At 65.2% G+C, this 16178-nt stretch carries 17 protein-coding genes; 6 read left to right on the top strand and 11 right to left on the bottom strand.

The window, feature by feature from the left end; all coding sequences use genetic code 11:
• Nucleotides 1-873, top strand: a complete 873-nt coding sequence (locus tag ACSC1P_RS02630; protein ID WP_435358577.1) for a mechanosensitive ion channel family protein — start codon at nucleotides 1-3, stop codon at nucleotides 871-873.
• A 47-nt stretch (nucleotides 874-920) separates the two neighbouring features.
• Here the strand turns inward: ACSC1P_RS02630 and ACSC1P_RS02625 are convergent, their stop codons facing one another.
• Nucleotides 921-1442 carry an acyltransferase gene (locus tag ACSC1P_RS02625; RefSeq protein WP_435358576.1) on the bottom strand — a complete coding sequence of 174 codons (522 nt, stop codon included), beginning with the start codon at nucleotides 1440-1442 and terminating at the stop codon, nucleotides 921-923.
• 116 nt (nucleotides 1443-1558) lie between these two features.
• On the opposite strand from ACSC1P_RS02625, the gene ACSC1P_RS02620 reads away from it, so the two are divergent.
• Nucleotides 1559-2017, top strand: a complete 459-nt coding sequence (locus tag ACSC1P_RS02620) for a luciferase domain-containing protein (protein WP_435358575.1) — start codon at nucleotides 1559-1561, stop codon at nucleotides 2015-2017.
• Nucleotides 2018-2059: 42 nt separating this feature from the next.
• Here ACSC1P_RS02620 and purD read toward each other — a convergent pair whose 3' ends face one another.
• On the bottom strand, nucleotides 2060-3364 hold the full coding sequence (gene purD / locus ACSC1P_RS02615) for a phosphoribosylamine--glycine ligase (RefSeq protein WP_435358574.1): 1305 nt from the start codon (nucleotides 3362-3364) through the stop codon (nucleotides 2060-2062).
• Between the two features lie 113 nt (nucleotides 3365-3477).
• A complete protein-coding gene (locus ACSC1P_RS02610) occupies nucleotides 3478-4014 on the bottom strand; it encodes a hypothetical protein (protein WP_435358573.1) in 537 nt (178 codons plus the stop codon).
• Nucleotides 4015-4181: 167 nt separating this feature from the next.
• On the opposite strand from ACSC1P_RS02610, the gene ACSC1P_RS02605 reads away from it, so the two are divergent.
• Nucleotides 4182-6311: a thioredoxin domain-containing protein gene (locus tag ACSC1P_RS02605; RefSeq protein WP_435358572.1), complete on the top strand. Its 2130-nt coding sequence runs from the start codon at nucleotides 4182-4184 to the stop codon at nucleotides 6309-6311.
• A 21-nt stretch (nucleotides 6312-6332) separates the two neighbouring features.
• Here ACSC1P_RS02605 and ACSC1P_RS02600 read toward each other — a convergent pair whose 3' ends face one another.
• The 3 genes from ACSC1P_RS02600 to ACSC1P_RS02590 form a co-directional block, all read right to left on the bottom strand.
• Complete coding sequence (locus ACSC1P_RS02600) at nucleotides 6333-6509, bottom strand: hypothetical protein (RefSeq protein ID WP_435358571.1); 177 nt, start codon at nucleotides 6507-6509, stop codon at nucleotides 6333-6335.
• Nucleotides 6510-6575: 66 nt separating this feature from the next.
• The gene (locus ACSC1P_RS02595) at nucleotides 6576-6959 is read right to left on the bottom strand and encodes a TlpA family protein disulfide reductase (RefSeq protein WP_435358570.1); all 384 of its coding nucleotides are present in this window, start codon (nucleotides 6957-6959) and stop codon (nucleotides 6576-6578) included.
• Between the two features lie 205 nt (nucleotides 6960-7164).
• Entirely contained in the window at nucleotides 7165-8280 is a 1116-nt protein-coding gene (locus ACSC1P_RS02590; protein ID WP_435358569.1) for a metallophosphoesterase family protein, read from the bottom strand.
• A 109-nt stretch (nucleotides 8281-8389) separates the two neighbouring features.
• On the opposite strand from ACSC1P_RS02590, the gene ACSC1P_RS02585 reads away from it, so the two are divergent.
• On the top strand, nucleotides 8390-9169 hold the full coding sequence (locus ACSC1P_RS02585) for an ATP-grasp domain-containing protein (protein ID WP_435358568.1): 780 nt from the start codon (nucleotides 8390-8392) through the stop codon (nucleotides 9167-9169).
• A gap of 58 nt (nucleotides 9170-9227) precedes the next feature.
• A complete protein-coding gene (locus ACSC1P_RS02580; RefSeq protein WP_435358567.1) occupies nucleotides 9228-10214 on the top strand; it encodes a PLP-dependent cysteine synthase family protein in 987 nt (328 codons plus the stop codon).
• A 39-nt stretch (nucleotides 10215-10253) separates the two neighbouring features.
• Here the strand turns inward: ACSC1P_RS02580 and ACSC1P_RS02575 are convergent, their stop codons facing one another.
• The 4 genes from ACSC1P_RS02575 to ACSC1P_RS02560 all read right to left on the bottom strand — a co-directional run bounded on the left by ACSC1P_RS02575 (nucleotide 10254) and on the right by ACSC1P_RS02560 (nucleotide 13610).
• Nucleotides 10254-10868, bottom strand: coding sequence for an SAM-dependent methyltransferase (locus ACSC1P_RS02575; RefSeq protein WP_435358566.1), 615 nt, complete (start codon nucleotides 10866-10868; stop codon nucleotides 10254-10256).
• A 99-nt stretch (nucleotides 10869-10967) separates the two neighbouring features.
• Nucleotides 10968-11912 (bottom strand): alpha/beta fold hydrolase, encoded by a 945-nt coding sequence (locus tag ACSC1P_RS02570; protein ID WP_435358565.1) that lies wholly within the window; start codon nucleotides 11910-11912, stop codon nucleotides 10968-10970.
• On the bottom strand, nucleotides 11909-12379 hold the full coding sequence (locus tag ACSC1P_RS02565) for a DUF5804 family protein (RefSeq protein ID WP_435358564.1): 471 nt from the start codon (nucleotides 12377-12379) through the stop codon (nucleotides 11909-11911). Before ACSC1P_RS02565 ends, ACSC1P_RS02570 begins: the two co-directional genes overlap by 4 nt.
• A gap of 52 nt (nucleotides 12380-12431) precedes the next feature.
• A complete protein-coding gene (locus ACSC1P_RS02560; protein WP_435358563.1) occupies nucleotides 12432-13610 on the bottom strand; it encodes a tRNA sulfurtransferase in 1179 nt (392 codons plus the stop codon).
• Between the two features lie 84 nt (nucleotides 13611-13694).
• Here ACSC1P_RS02560 and ACSC1P_RS02555 point away from each other — a divergent pair, with 84 nt between their 5' ends.
• Entirely contained in the window at nucleotides 13695-14813 is a 1119-nt protein-coding gene (locus ACSC1P_RS02555; RefSeq protein ID WP_435358562.1) for a PAS domain-containing protein, read from the top strand.
• A 47-nt stretch (nucleotides 14814-14860) separates the two neighbouring features.
• Here ACSC1P_RS02555 and ACSC1P_RS02550 read toward each other — a convergent pair whose 3' ends face one another.
• Complete coding sequence (locus ACSC1P_RS02550; protein ID WP_435358561.1) at nucleotides 14861-16093, bottom strand: methionine adenosyltransferase; 1233 nt, start codon at nucleotides 16091-16093, stop codon at nucleotides 14861-14863.
• Between the last annotated feature and the right edge of the window lie 85 nt (nucleotides 16094-16178).

The following is a 16178-nucleotide window of genomic DNA, read 5'->3' as shown; positions in this document are numbered from 1 at the left end:
ATGTCGGGGGTACGCGGTGTACTTGCCGACGGTGTCGTCTTGGCACAGGACGGAACGAGTACGCTTCCCGGTACCGAGACGGCGCAGGACCCGAGTTCCGGGGGCAGTTTCGACCCGGCAGCGTTGTTGAACGAGCCGATCGTGCTGGCGACGGTCGTCATCCTCGTCGGCATCGTCGCCGGCTTGCTCGTCGGGAAGTTGAACGAGCGATTGCTCACTGCGGTCGGTGTCCCCGAGATGGTCGAGGGGACGCCGTTCGAGTCGAGTGCGCGCAGTCTCGGCACGACGACGGTCGAAATCGTCGCGCGGCTGAGTTCGTGGTTCATCTACGGCATCGCGCTGCTGGCGGCGGTCCACGTCGCCAACCTCGTCAGGACCGACCAGTTCTGGCTGAGCGTCGTCCGCTTCATTCCGGGGCTGTTCGTCGCCGCGCTGGTGCTCATCGTCGGGTTCGTCATCGCCGACAAGGCCGAACTGCTGACGAGCGAACGACTCCGCGGTATCAAGCTCCCGGAGGTGAACCTGCTCCCGCGGATGGTCAAATTGAGCGTCATCTACATCACGTTCCTCGTCGCCCTCAGTCAGGTCGGCGTGAACGTGCTGGCGCTCATCGTCCTGCTCGCGGCGTACCTGTTCGCGGTCATCTTCCTCGGTGGGCTGGCGTTCCGGGATTTCCTCCGGGCGAGCGCGGCGGGCGTCTACCTGCTGCTCAAACAGCCCTACGGCATCGGTGACCGCATCGAGGTCGACGAGAAGGCGGGTGTGGTCCAGGAGATGGACCTGTTCGTCACGCAGTTCGAGTCGGAGGGCAAGGAGTACGTCGTCCCGAACAATCAGGTGCTGGAGTCGGGCGTCGTCCGCGTCCGCGACTGACTTTCTGTCTGGGGTTTCTCGTCGGATGACTCGACTGACTCGACCGGTTAGTCGTCCGAGTCGTGCAGCGCCCACTCACTCATCGGTCTCGCAGGGACACCTGCGACCGTCTCGCCTGCAGGCACGTCCTGCGTGACGAGTGAGTTCGCAGCGACCTGCGCACCGTCGCCGATTTCGACGCCGGGGAGGACGATAGCGCCTGCACCGATCATCGCCCGGTCACCGACGACGACTTCGCCGGTCCGGTACTCGTCCTGTAAGAACTCGTGGCAGAGCAGCGTCGAATCGTAGCCGATGATGACGTGGTCACCGAGGGTGATGTTCTCCGGCCAGAACACGTCGGGCGTGGCTTCGAGTCCCCACGAGACGCCCTCGCCGACCGTGACGCCGAGGCGACGGAGCGCCCAGTTCTTCAGTTTCAGCGACGGCGAGATACGGATGAGCCAGACGAGGACGTAGTTGAACGCGACCCGCACCGGCGACTTGTAGTCGGGCCAGTGTTGGAGCGAATTGAGCGGGCCGGTCGTCGGGTGGCTCACCACGCGGTCGTGGCGCGACTCGTCGTCCATCGGGCACGGATTGGGAGGCACTCGGTATGAAGGCGCCGGTCCAGTCGGTGTGTCGCCGGCGAAATCCGCGCGTGGCCCGGCGGTGTCCTCATCTCGCCGTGGCCCCTAGCTCTCGCATGGTCCGTGACGAAAGACTCGTCCGAGAGGTCGTTGACTCGCTCGTCACCGAAGTCGGGTCGTGGCCGGGTGTTCGGGAGGAGGAACACCGCTACGGCGGAACGGCCTTCCTCGTCGGGTCACGAGAAATCGGCCACGTCCACGGGTCGGGGATGCTCGATATCCCGTACCTCAGAGCGCTCCGGGACCAACTCGTGGCCGAGGGACTGACGAACCAACACCACCTGCTCACGTCCTCTGGATGGACGACCTACGATATCGTCGAGCCCGGCGACTTCGAACACGCCCGCTGGCTACTCCGACTCTCGTACCTCTACACGGTGAACGTCTTGCAACAGGGCGATGAGGTGCCGGAGGAACTGGTCGACGTCGACGTCAGTGAAGAAGTGGAAAAATTACAGCTAAGTCGGGCGGTCAGAGCCGCGTTCGACCGACGTGGGTCGGTCAAACCGGCCTGACTCGAAGCCGACCTGACACCAAGCCGGTTCGACGCTTTTCCGTTACTCGTCGCGCAGGTCCGCCATGTGGTCGATGCGGCGCTGCACGAGGTCGGCTTTGCCGATGTCGTGGCGGATGTGGAGTCCGTCTTCGCCAGCGACGGCGAGTGCGTCCTCGGCGATTTCTTCCGCGTCGGCGATGGTGTCCGCGACACCGACGACGGCGAACGCTCGCGAGGTCGTCGTGTAGATACCGTCGTCACGCTCGTCGACTGAGGCGTAGTAGAGCAAGGCGTCACCTGCGGAGTCCTCGTCGACTTTCACCTTGGTTCCGGCTTGCGGGTCCGTCGGGTAGCCTGCCGGGACGGCGTACTTACAGACGGTGGCCTGCTCGGCGAAGTCGAGTTCGGGCAGTCGGTCGCCGTCGCGCGCGGCCGTGAGCACCTCGAAGAAGTCCGTTTCGAGGATGGGCATGACGTTCATCGCTTCGGGGTCACCGAAGCGGGCGTTGAACTCGACCACTTTCACGCCGTCGGCCGTCAGCATGAACTGGCCGTAGAGGATGCCGCGGTAGTCGTCGAGGGCATCGACGGTGGCCTTGATGACCTCCATCGCCTCGAAGGAGTCCATCTCGGTCATGAACGGGAGCTGGAAGCTGGCGTCGGTGTAGCTGCCCATGCCGCCCGTGTTCGGGCCTTCGTCGCCCTCGTAGGCGCGCTTGTGGTCCTGCACGGCGGGCATGATGAGCACGTCGCCGTTGGCGACGAACGCCTGCACGGTGAACTCCTCGCCGACGAGGCGTTCTTCGAGGACGACGCGGTCGTACTCTTCCGCCTGTAGGTACTCCTTCGCCTCTTCTTTGGTAATCTGGTCGCCAGTGACGCGGACGCCTTTGCCGCCGGTCAGCCCGGCGGGCTTCACTGCCAGGTCGCCGTCGTACTCGTCGATGTATGCACAGGCTTCGTCCATGTCGTCGAAGACCGCGTAGTCGGGACAGCCGGGCACGTCGTTCTCGGCCATGAAATCCCGCTGGAACGATTTGTCGACCTCGATTTGGGCGTCGGCCTGCTTCGGGCCGAAGGCGTACACGCCGGCGTCTTCGAGGGCGTCGACGACACCTTCGGCGAGCGGCTTTTCGGGACCGATGACGGCGAGCGTCGCCCCGATTTCTTCGGCGTAGTCGACGACGGCTTCGGTGTCACTGGTGTCCAGTATCTCGAAGCCTTCGGCGAGGCGGGCGATTCCGGGATTCCGGTTGCCTGCGCAGGCGTACAGGTCGAACTCGTCGCTCTCCGGCGAGTCGGCGAGCGCGCGGGCCATAGCGTGCTCGCGGCCGCCGCCACCGACGAGCAGGACGGTTTCGGACATACGCGATAGCGGTACGCATGGGAGTGTAAAGGTTGCTGTTCCGAACCAGCGAAATATACACGGATATGGCTACCGGCTGGGGTCCGACAGCCGGGCAGCTATCGACGACTTCGTCAGCAGATGGAGTACGTCGAGTCGAGGTCGCCGTCCTCGGTGATGGAGATGAGGGCGGACCCGTAACACGCACTCGTTTCGATAGTGACCGACGTCTGCTGGTCGCCCATCGTCACCTCGATGGTGAACGATTCGATGCCGTCGGGAGACGCTTGCCGCAGGTTGTATATCTCGGTGCTCGCGCCCGGTTCGAACTCGTGGGTCGCGTCGTGGACGACGTCTCCGGACTCCCGCGTGACGGTCACCGACAGCGTGTGCGTCTCGTCGTGGTAGTTATCGACGTAGACCGAGTGGTCGGGGTTCGGTTCGTCGGTCGGATAGTAGTCGGTCGTCGTGTCGTCTCCCCGGTCGGTCGTCGTACCGGGTGCGTCTGCCGTCGAACCCGGCGCCGAGGTCGCTGTCGGGGTTGGCGTCGTCGTCGCGGTGTCGGAGAGGTCATCTGCGCCGCCCACATCCTGGTTCTCGGCCAGACAGCCGGAGAGGAGCGCCGCGCCGACTGCCGATGCGGCCGTCCCGAGGAACGCTCGTCGCTTCATGGGGACAGTACACCATCCAGTCGAATATGTCTTCAGAATGGTGAAAATAATATTTCAGCTTGTCGAGGGGCCTGCCGCTGCTTCCCTCGGACGACCCTTCCGGGAGAGAAGGCGAACCGCCCGCCGGAGTCGCACGCTTTTACCCGTTGTCGAGCCAAAGGGCGGCTATGAGCGACCCCACCGCGCGGAACCGACTCGACGAGGAGGCGTCACCCTACCTCCGACAGCACGCGGACAACCCGGTCAACTGGCAGCCGTGGGACGACGCGGCCCTCGCGAAAGCCCGCGAAGAGGCAAAGCCCATCTTCCTCTCCGTCGGCTACTCGGCGTGTCACTGGTGTCACGTCATGGAGGACGAGAGTTTCGAGGACGACGAGGTCGCCGAGGTCCTCAACGAACACTTCGTCCCCGTCAAGGTCGACCGCGAGGAGCGGCCAGACCTCGACTCCATCTACCAGACCGTCGGACAGGCGGTCACCGGCCGCGGTGGCTGGCCACTCTCGGTCTGGCTCACGCCCGAGGGCAAACCGTTCTACATTGGCACCTACTTCCCGCGAGAGTCGAAGCGGAACATGCCCGGCTTTCTGACCCTGCTGGAGAACGTCGTCGAGTCGTGGAACGACCCGGAGCAGCGCAAAGAGATGGAGAATCGTGCGGACCAGTGGGCGCGCATCGCCACTGACCGACTCGAAAACGTCGAGTCGCCGGGCGAAGACGCCCCGGGCGACGACCTGTTGACCGATTCAGCGAACGCTATCCTCCGCACGGCTGACCGCGAGTACGGCGGCTTCGGCAATCAGGGACCGAAGTTCCCGCAGGAGGCCCGACTGCACGTCCTCTTGCGGGCCTACGACCGGGTCGGCCGGGACAACTACATCGGCGTCGTCGAGGAGACGCTCGACGCGATGGCTGACGGTGGCCTGTACGACCACCTCGGCGGCGGCTTCCACCGCTACTGTACCGACCGCGACTGGACGGTTCCGCACTTCGAGAAGATGCTGTACGACAACGCGGAGTTGCCCAGAATCTTCCTCGCTGGCTATCAGGTGACGGGCGAGGAGCGGTATCGAGAGGTCTGTGAGGAGACGTTCGACTTCCTCACGCGCGAACTCCAGCATCCCGACGGCGGCTTCTTCAGCACGCTCGACGCGCAGTCGGCGACCGAAGACGGCGAGCAGGAAGAAGGCGTGTTCTACGTCTGGACGCCCGAGCAGGTTCACGAGGTGCTGGGCGAGGAGAAAGACGCGAACCTGTTCTGTGACCGCTACGGCGTCACCGAACAGGGGAACTTCGAGGACGACCAGACCGTCCTCACCATCGAGGCGAGTCTCTCGGACCTCGCCGAAGAGTACGACCTCGACGAGGGAGAAGTGGAGTCCCGCCTCGACGACGCCCGCGAGACCCTGTTCGAGGCACGCGAAGACCGACCGCGCCCCCGGCGCGACGAGAAGGTCATCGCGGGCTGGAACGGCCTCGCACTCTCGGCCTTCGCCGAGGCCGCCATCGTCCTCGATTCGGACTACGCCGAACCGGCCGAGCAGGCGCTCGCGTTCGTCCGCGAACACCTCTGGGACGCGGATTCGGGACAGCTTTCGCGTCGCTTCGCCGACGGCGACGTGAAAGGAGACGCATTCCTCGAAGACTACGCGTTCCTCGCGCGTGGCGCGTTCGACCTGTACCAGGCGACTGGGGACCACGACCACCTCGCGTTCGCACTCGACCTCGCACGGACAATCGAACGCGACTTCTGGGACGAGGAGGCGGGCACCATCTACTACACGCCGGCCGACGGCGAGGAACTCGTCGCGCGGCCGCAGGAACTGCGTGACCAGTCGACGCCGTCGTCGCTCGGGGTCGCACTCGACGCGCTTCTGTCGCTGGACCACTTCGTAGACGCAGACTTCGAAGGAATCGTCGAAGCTGTGCTCAAGACCCACGGCGACCGCATCGAGTCGAGTCCGCTGGAGTACGCCTCGCTCGCGCTGGCTGGCGACCGCTGGACGGCCGGTGACACCGAGTTGACCGTCGCCGCCGAGGAACTACCCGAGTCGTGGCGCGAGGCCATCGGCGAGACGTACCTGCCGACGCGGGTGTTGGCCCAGCGACCGCCGACCGCGGGCGAACTGGAGCGATGGTTGGCCGATGTGGACCTCGTGACCGCACCGCCGGTGTGGGCCGACCGCGACGCGACCGACGGCGAACCGACCATCTACGCCTGTCGGTACTTCTCCTGTTCGCCACCGACGCACGACGTACGGGAGGCGCTCGACTGGCTGGTCGGGACAGAAAACGAGTAGAATCCGAGAGAAGACACAGACTCAGTTCGCCGTGTCGTCGAACTCGTCGAGGTCTTTCAGGTCGCTGGGGTCGGCCGCACCCTCGGTTCGCCCGCGGAAGAACTCGCCGAGAGAGACGAGTCCGAGTGCCGCCGCCCCGACGACGACCACCCCGATGAGGACGAGGGCGACGAAGAGCGTTACCAGTAGTTCGATCATAGAGATAGTTCGCTGGCAGGAGAGAAAAACTGTGCGCTGAGCGACGCGAAAGCGCGCCAGACCGTCTCAGACGTACTGTTCCAGTTCCTCGGCCAGCCACACCGCGATGGGTCGGTCCTCCTCCTCGACGAAGCGGGCCAGTTCGTCGCCAGATTCCGCGTCTTCGACGACGACCGTCGGAATGTACTCGATGCCGTACTCCTCGACGCCGGGGCCGACTTTCTCGCCGTCTTCGCGTTCGACTGGGTAGTGCTCGATTCGGTCCTCGGGGACTTCGGCGGCTTCCAGCGCCGCGCCGAAGTCGGGCAGTTGCGAGCGACAGTCCTTGCACCAGTCGCCGCCCCAGACCTTCACCACGATTCGGTCGGCCAGCGCGGCCCACACGTCGACGGTGTCCTCGTAGGACGCCTCGTCCCACGTCGGCGTGGGTCGCATCGTCTCTAGTTCCATACTCCTTGATTCGTCGGTTTCCGGCATAAGCGACACGCTACCGGTATCGTTGCGAGCGGGGAAAACGGCCGAGCAGGTGCGAGGGCGAGCGACCGCGATGGCCGGCGGACCCAGCCCAGGGCGTCGATTCCGTCCAGTACGGTTGCGTCTGGGACCCAGCGGTTGCACGCCAGCCAACAGTCGGCGAACGATTTCGAGGAGAGAATCAGTCGCACTCGGCCGACACCGGCGGCGTCGGCACACCAGTCGCGTCGAGTTCGTCGACGAGCGGATAGGCGTCGGTCTGGCGACGGACGATACCCGCGACCATCCGACTTCGCTCCGAGTAGTCGTGTGCAAGGGCGAGCGCCTCTTCGGCGTCTTCGTGGGTGGCGATGGGGACGTGCCAGACGCTCGTGCCTGCGGGGTCGACGTCGAGGACGAGGTAGGCTTGTGGGAACGAACAGAGCGCCGGTGCGACGAGTTCTCGCACGCCAGCGGTTTCGGCGACGGCAGGAACGTGCAGATGGCCGGAGAGGTAGAGTGGAACGTCAGCGCGGGCGAGCGAGTCGCCGAACCCGTGCGCGTCGCGCATCGGGAACGACCCGCGCCACGACTGGCCGTCTGTCGCCGAGAGCAGGCCGGGTAGGTTGTGGTGGCCGACGACGAGCGGCGCGTCGGTGTCGGACATCGTCTCGGCGAGCCAGTCGCGCTGGTCGGGCGACACCCAGCCCTCGTGGGTGTTCGCGAGCGAGCCATCGGGGTCGTGTGCGGTGTTGAGTCCGAGGACATCCACATCACCGAATCGGGTGTGGAACGGGAAGCCCGCCCCGTCGGGCGTGTACTCGCGTTCGAAACACGACATGGGCGGGGCTGGATGGTCGTCGAAGGACTTCGGCGCGTCGTGATTGCCCGGCACCGCGACGAACGGGTGGTCCAGCGCGGCCAGACAGTCGCTCACGAGTTCGAAGTCGTCGGTCGCGCCGTTCTCGGTCAGGTCGCCCGTGAACACGACTCCGTCCAAGTCGTGATCGTTCAGGTCGGCGATAGCGCGGGTAAGCAGTGATTCGGTGCGGTGGAAGGCCTTCCACGTTCCCGACTCGCGTGTCGAGAGGTGCACGTCTGAAACGACGCCGATGCGAGTCGGCTGGTCGGCAGTCGGTTCGGCGAACCGGGCGAGGAGCGCCGGGCCGTCGGCCCGGAGGGGAACGTCCTCGAAGTCGGCCATGCGTGCGAACCCGGTGGGGCCATCACCGTCCCCACCGAGCCAGTCGGTGTCCGTTGCAGCGACGAAGCCGGGATTCGCGCGAGCGACCCCGGATTCGCCGTCGTCGGCGCTCATCGGTCGAATGAGGATTGGCCCCACGAAGTATAACGCTGCCGTGGGATTCCTTAACACGGCTCGCCGCCTACCTAGAGAAGTTTTGTCGACCAACCGGCCCCGCCTCGGTGTGACCTACTGGCGCGAGCGGGGGAACGAGCGAAAGCGGCGGGCGTTCGCGTCGCTGTCCACGCACGCCGACGTGGTCTGGCTCGACCCCGAGCGAGTGCACACCGACGTGCAGACGATGGACCTCGACTTGCTCCACGTGGCGAAGCGACGGCCCGAATCACTTGCAACGCTCGAACTGGCGGCGACACACGGCGTTCCCACGGTGAATCCGCCAAGTGCGGTCCGGCTGGCAAGCGACCGCGTCGACCGACACAGCGTATTGTTCGCGGCGAGCGTCCCGGTTCCGAAGGTCGAATACGGCCCCGCGACGGCCTGTTCGCTCGACCCGCCGGTGCTGGTCAAGTCTCGTTCCGAGGGCGTCCCTGGCAGTCACGACCACGAGTTCGTCGGAACTGGCCCGCTGGCGTACACCGGACACCAGTTCGTCGAGTCGTACGTCCCGCACAGCGAGTCGGTCAAAGTCCACGTCCTCGGTGACGAGTCGCGTGCTGTCCGTGACGAGGTCTGTCGCACGGACGGGGCCCGTAGCGACGGTGGCAGCGGGTGGACACCGACACGTCTCGACGATGCGGTCGCTGGACTCGTAGAGCGTGTCCGCGACGTGCTCGACCTCCGAGTCTTCGAACTCGACGTCGTCCGTACCGAGGCCGACGAGTGGGTGGTCGTCGACGTGAATCCGGTCGTCAGTCTCGCTGGCGTCCCGGACGCGGTTTCGCTGTACAGCGACTTCCTCCGGGTGTGTCTCGCCAAGCCTGCGCCCGCGCGACGTGTCAGCTGACCCGGACCGCTTGCCGGAGACCCAGACTGGTTTATCCGTGGGCGAGTAATCCCGGTGTATGAAACGGAGCATTCTGGACGCCATCGGGTCCCCCCTCGTCCAGGTATCGTCACCTCCCGGCGCGACGGTCGCCGCGAAAGTCGAGTCGTTCAACCCCGGCGGCTCGGCCAAAGACCGGCCGGCCCGCGAGATGGTGCTCGCGGCCGAGCGCGCGGGCGAACTCGAACCCGGCGACGCCATCGTCGAACCGACCAGCGGCAACACCGGCATCGGCATCTCGATGGTCGGCGCAGCGCGCGGCTACGACGTGACCATCGTGATGCCCGACGACATGTCGGTCGAGCGTCGCCAGATTATGGCCGCGTACGGGGCCGACATCGAACTCGTCGAGGGCGACATGACGGTCGCCCGCGAGCGCGCCGACGAAATCGAGGAAGAGACTGGTGCGCTCCAGTTGCGCCAGTTCGAGAACGCGGCGAACCCCCGTGCCCACTATCGGACGACCGCCGAAGAGATTCTGGAACAGGTCGACGGCCGCGAGATCGACGCCTTCGTCGCTGGCGTCGGGACCGGCGGCACCTTCTCTGGGAACGTGAAACGGCTCAAAGAGGAGTTCCCCGACATGACCGCAGTCGCGGTCGAACCGGCCTCAAACGCCGTCCTCACCGAGTGTGAACCCGGTGACGACGACTTCCAGGGCATGGGGCCGGGGTTCATCAGCGACAACCTCGACACCTCGCTCATCGACGACGTAGAGACGGTCAAACTCCCCGACGCCGAGGCGGAGGCACGGCGACTCGCCCGCGAAGAAGGCATCCTCGTCGGCCAGTCTTCGGGCGCGACGAGCGTCGTGGCCAAGCGCGTCGCGGAACGAATCGCGAATCCGGCCGCGGAGTGCCCACCCGGCCCCGAAGACATCGAGGAGTCGACAGAGTCGGAAGACGGCACTCGTGCCGACGGCGGTGACTACGACGACTGTCCGCTCGTCGTCACGGTGTTCTGGGACTCCGGTGAGCGCTACATGTCGCTCGGAATGTTCGACTGAGAAAGAGCGAGCAAGCGGGAGAACGAGTGTGCGAACCAGCTATTCCGGTTTTTTGAGCAGTAACTGCTCCGCAGCGTGTCTGTGCGGTTCGTTCCCCGACTCGTCGCGGAACACCATTCCCTTCGCCTCGATGACGTCCCAGTCCTCGTAGTAGCCGGCGAGTTCGCCGCGCTCGTAGAAGTACTCGTTCTCGGTCCAGTCCGGCGGCGTCGGAATCTTGGGATGGTCGACGAAGGTGAACAGTGCGTGGACACCACCGGGGTTCGTCTGAGACTTGAAATGGTCGAACTGTGCCTCGCGGTTCTCGGGGCGGACGTACTGAAGCGCCCCGATGGAGTACATCACGTCGACGGTCCACGGGACGAACAGGTGGTTCGCGTCGGCTTCGACTGTTCGGAGCGAGACGCCTCGCTCCTCGGCCAGTCGCTCTGCCTTTTCGAGACCGGTCGGCGACACGTCCGTGGCGAACACGTCGAAGCCAGACTCGGCGAAGAAGACGGCGTCACGACCCTCGCCCGCACCGATATCGACCAACTTCATCGATTCGGGGTCGTCGTCGACGGCCGCCAGCGTTCGCTCGGCGAAGTCGTTCTGCTCTCGCCCCCAGTAGTACCCCGGCTGGCCGTAGATTCGCTCGCGCTCCTCGAACTGCATCGACAGGACGAACCACGTCCTGTTAGAAAACTAATTCGATACGCCTTCGGGGGTGCGCAGTCGGGCCGATACCGACTGTTCAGCCGTGCAGTCAGTCAGTCAGTCAGTCATCGACTCTTCGGAATCGTTCTCGGTGGTCGATACGTCGACGCTGACGTTCGACAGCCGTTCCTCTGCTCCGTGGCCGAGTCGTGGCCCGTCGCGGAGGAACTCCGCCAACACGGTGTTGAACCGGAGTGGGCGCTCGCGTGGTGTCCAGTGGCCACAATCTTCGAAGACGACGAGTCGTGAATCCGATATTTTGTCGTGTGCCTGGCGAGACCAGCGAAGTGGGAACAGTGGGTCGCCCTTCCCGTGAACCAACAGCACTGGCAGCGAGAGTTCGTCGAGTCGGTCGGTGTAGTTCGTCTTCACACCCCCAGCGGGCCCGACTTCGTTGCGCTGGAACGCGGTGAACGCGCTCCCCGCGCCGGGTTCGATGGCACGGGACCGAACGTCCGAGACGAAGTTTCCGGGCATCGCGTAGGGGTCGTCGACGATGTTCATGAGCCCGAGCGCCGTCGCCTCGCGAGAGATGCCCATCATCGACCAGCCCATGGCGTTCGCCCCCGGCATATGGGCGAGAGTGTACCAGAGCGACCCGGCGGGGACGGTTCGACCGAGCCCGTAACTGTCGACGAGTGTGAGTCGCTCGACGCGGTCGGGGTGGTCCAGGGTGTAGCCGAGCGCGGCGGCCCCACCCATCGAGATACCGACGAGCGAGACCGGGTCCAGCCGCAGCGCGTCGAGGAACCCGTCGAGTACGTCGACGTACCCCGGAATCGAGTGCGGCGACGAGTCGTCGCTGTCGCCGTAGCCAGGCCAGTCGGGGGCGTACACCTGATAGCCCGCTTCGGCCAGCGTGTCGATGCAGAGCTTCCACGACAGTTCGGCGTCGTCGACACCCGCGCCGTGCAAGAGGACGACGACCGGACCCGAGGTGCCGGCGCGTCGATAGTGGACCCGGCGGCCGTCCACCCGCGTAACGCCGTGGCCACCGGTCATGCGCCGAACTCCTCCTCGGAGACGCGAACCGGGACGGTCTCAGACACGTCCGGGCGCAGGTCGTACTCGGGCAACTGTTCGCCGGTCCGGGTGACGTACAGCGGTTCGACGATATCCGGCGGGCCGTCTTCGCACTCGACCACACCGTACAGCTTGTAGAAGCGGTCGGTGTCGCCGGGGGCGACGGCGTCGTTTCTGACCTTCGTGGCGAGGTCGCGCGAGAGCCACTCGGTCTCGGCGATGGATGGTTCACGGACGAGTTCGTCGCTGACGAACCGGACGAGGTACCAGTCGAGGTCGTTCAAAAGCGAGACGGCCGAGCCGACGCTGACCGTCCGACAGGCGATTGCGTTCTCGAACGGCTCCCAGAGCTGGTACGTCGAGAGCGCGTCACGCGCGGTCTCACGCGAGAGCAACTCGTACCGCAGGAGGCAGTCGTCCGAGCCGATGAGACAGACGTCGGTCACTGCTCGGCCATTCGGTGTGGGGGGGTTTGTGGATTTCGCCTGTGCGAGTCGGTCAGGGGTCGATTCTCGTCGCCTCGGCGACAGCAGCAACTGCTCGCTCGCGCAGGTCGTCTGGTTCGCGGGCTTCGACGCTCGGAATCGACCCCTTCGTCTCTGGCTGGTTCGGGACCATCCGGTTACAACCGGCCGGGATAGTCGAGTCGTGGAAGGTGCCGATGTCACGGGCCTTCTGGACGATGTCCTGTTTGTCCCACGTGAAGAGCGGCCGGTGGACCGGAATCTGGGTCACCGGCGTCGTGACGGCGAAGTTCTGGGCGGTCTGACTCGACTTCTGACCGAGTGCTTCGCCCGTGACGATGCCCGCCGCGCCGGCCTCGCGGGCGACCGCTTCGCCGACGAGGAAGAGGAACCGCCGGAACGCGAGCATGCGCCCGGAGTCCATTCGGTCGACGAGGTCTGTGACGACGTCGCCACCGGGCACGCGCCACACGTCGAAGTCGAAGTTCGGCGCGTAGTCGGCGAGCGTCGCGACCGTCCCCACAGCGCGGGCTTCGTGGTCCGGGCCGCCGTAGTCGCCCAAATCGACGTACACTGGGACGATGGGACTCCCGCGTTTCATCACTTCGAAGGCGGCGACGGGCGAGTCGATGCCGCCGCTGACGAGTGCGACCATCGGTGCCTGTGTGCCGAGCGGAAGGCCGCCTGGGCCGTCGGTTCGGCCGAGCGTGACGAACGTCTCGTCTTTGCGTATCTCGACTTCGAACGTGTGGTCGGGGTCGTCGAGGTCGACCTCGGGGTGGAAGTCGTCTTCGACCGCGTCCCAGATGGCCTGCCCGCCGAATCGCTGGGCGTCCTCGCTGTCGAACGAGAGCGACTTGTCTGCCCGGCGTGCGTCGACGGCGAAGGTGCCAGCATCGTAGTGTTCGCGGGCGGTCGCCGCCAGCGCGTCCTCGATAGCCTCGCGTTCTGACGGGACCGGCAGGGCGGCGCTCGTCGAGACGACGCCGAAGGCCCGCGAGGCGGCTTCGGTGGCGGCGTCGACGGCGTCGGGCGTCGTCCGAATCAGGATTCGCGACCACTGCACGTCGACCTCGCCGGGTACGTCCGCAGCGTCTAACAGGGCCTCGACGTTCTCGCCGAGTCGGCGCTCCATGCGTCGCTGGACGCCGGTACTCTTCACGTTGAGGTCGCCGTGTCGAACGACGACCGTATCGGCCCCCGGTGGGTGCATAGCGGTCTGTATCCGACCGAGACGTAAACAGGCGTCGAACAGCGGTAACAGTCTTGGTGCATGAATACTAAAGGTCAGTCATCGATGACCGACAGGGTGGTTGGTGACGACGGCATCGGGACGACCGAACTGGTCGGCCCGACCGAGACGGTCGATTTCGCTGACGTTCTCCTCGTCGACGACGACGAAGCACTGCTCCGACTCACAGCGACCTACCTCGAGCGAGAGTCAGACGTCATCCGGCCGACGACCGCCAGCGGCGGCGCGGCCGCACTCGAACTGCTGGACTCACGGTCGTTCGACGGTATCGTCAGCGACTACGACATGCCGGAGATGGACGGCCTCGAACTCCTCGCGGCCGTCAGAGAGCGCGATGGTTCGCTCCCGTTCGTGCTGTTCACCGGCAAAGGCTCCGAAGAAATCGCTAGCCAGGCGATCTCCGCCGGAGTCAGCGACTACCTCCAGAAGGGCGGACCCGACCAGTACACCCTGTTGGCGAATCGCGTCGAAACACTCGTCGAGAAACGCCGGACCGAACTGGCACTCGACCGGCGGATGCGTGCCATCGAGAGTGCACGGGAGGGAATCGCGCTCCTCGACGAAGACGGCTGTTACCTCTACCTCAACGAAGCGTACGCGGGGATGCACGGCTACTCGGCCGACGACCTCGTCGGGCAGTCGTGGGAGGTCCTCTCGACCGACCGCGACGTCGCCGCGTTCAGTGACGAAATCATCCCACAGATTCGAGACGGCGGGACGTGGCAAGGCCGGACCGTGGGCGTCCGTGCCGACGGCTCTGAATTCACCAAGGACCTCTCGCTGACGTACATGGACGACGGGTGCCACATCTGTGTGAGTCGAGACCTGAGCGCGAGCGACGCCCCGGGTACCGACCAGTCGACCATCGACACCGTCGTCGGCGCACACCGTGCTGGCGCGCTCGTCGTCGACGGCGACCGCATCGTTCACGCGAGCGACGGCGTGTTGGCTCTCGTCCAGCAGCACCGGAACGGGCTCAGTGACGAACCGGTGGACGTTCTCGGCGAGTCAGTCGCAACGCTCGTCGCACGCGTTCTCGACACGGACCAGTCGGCGACGACGACCGCGTCCCTGCCCGGTCACGGCGGGACCGAGGTCGAGTGCGACTGTCGGGCCGCACCGCTCACCGAGAATCGGGTTGCAGTACTCGTCTTCCCGAAATAGGGACGGTAGTAGAAAGAACGACTTCTGCGGAGTGAGTCGGCGCGTCGTTAGAAGGTCGTCAGCTCACCGTCGATGACACGACGGGTGATGTCGGTGACGTTCGCCAGTTCACGGTCGACGATTTCGGTCACATCTGCTTCGATGTCGGAGAGGGCGACGCCCTCTTCCGTGACGACGTGCGCGTCAGCGACGTGGGGTTCGTCGATGGGACGGCCGATTTGCGAGAGGAGACGGATACGCATGTCGCGGATGCCGTCGACCTCAGCGACGACCGATTCTGCGATTTGCGTGCTCAGGAGGTTGTAAATCTTCCCGATGTGGTTGACCGGGTTCTTGCCGGATGTCGCTTCCATCGACATGGAGCGATTCGGCGTGATGAGGCCGTTGGCCCGGTTACCGCGGCCGACGGAGCCGTCGTCACCCTGCTCGGCGGAGGTGCCGGTCGTCGTCAGGTAGATTGCACCGTCCTCGTAGTCGTCGGCCGTGTTGACGTGGACTTCCACGTCGCGGTCGGTGTGTTCGTGGGCGACTTCGCCGACGAACTCCCGGACCTCCTCGACGATTTGCTTGTAGTCTTCCAACCCGTCGAGGTAGCTGTCGACCATCGCGGCGGCGACCGTGATGTCGATTTCGTCGCCCTCGCGCTTGCCCATGATCTTCACGTCCTGCCCGAGTGCCGGATGGTCGTCGTGGAACTCGCCGTTGAGACGGTGTTCGGCTTCCTTGACGATGGTCTCCGTCTCGGTGAGCGGCGCGTGGCCGACGCCGAAGGAGGTGTCGTTTGCCATCGGGACGGTCGCGCCGTCCTCGCCGAAGACCTCCTGTAAGTCACCCGAGCCCTCGCCGAGTTTCACGTCGACGACGATGTCGGTCCCGAAGTCGATTTCGGGGAAGTGCTCGGAGAGGTAGTCGCGGGCGGCTTCGAGGGCGACGGTTTCGGTCGGAATGCGGTACTCGACCTCGTTGCCGTCGTCGTCTTCTTCGACGTAATACTTGGTCGCACGACCGACGATGAGGAGATAGATGGGTTCGATGACTTCGCCGCCGCCGAACGCCGGTGCGGCTGTGCCCGCGACGAGTTGTGTCTCGTCTGTGTTGTAGTGCAGCACCTTGCCGACGCGGTCGATGTACGTCTTCGCGAGGGCCTGCGAGACGCACTCGGCGATGCCATCGCAGATAGAGTCCGGGTGGCCGATACCTTTTCGCTCGACGATTTCGACTTCCTGGTCCTCGACCGCTCGGCGGTCGATGGGTTCGACGCGAATATTGCGCTCAGTCATTACCCGTCCTTCTGCTCCACTGTTTCTATAACTTGCGAAAAGCGAGACGTTCCGATATATTCACACCAGTAATAAAATGTCAGGG

The organism is Haloarchaeobius caseinilyticus, assembly GCF_051207395.1.
Classification (GTDB): domain Archaea; phylum Halobacteriota; class Halobacteria; order Halobacteriales; family Natrialbaceae; genus Haloarchaeobius.
This window is presented reverse-complemented; position numbering and strand designations above follow the sequence as displayed.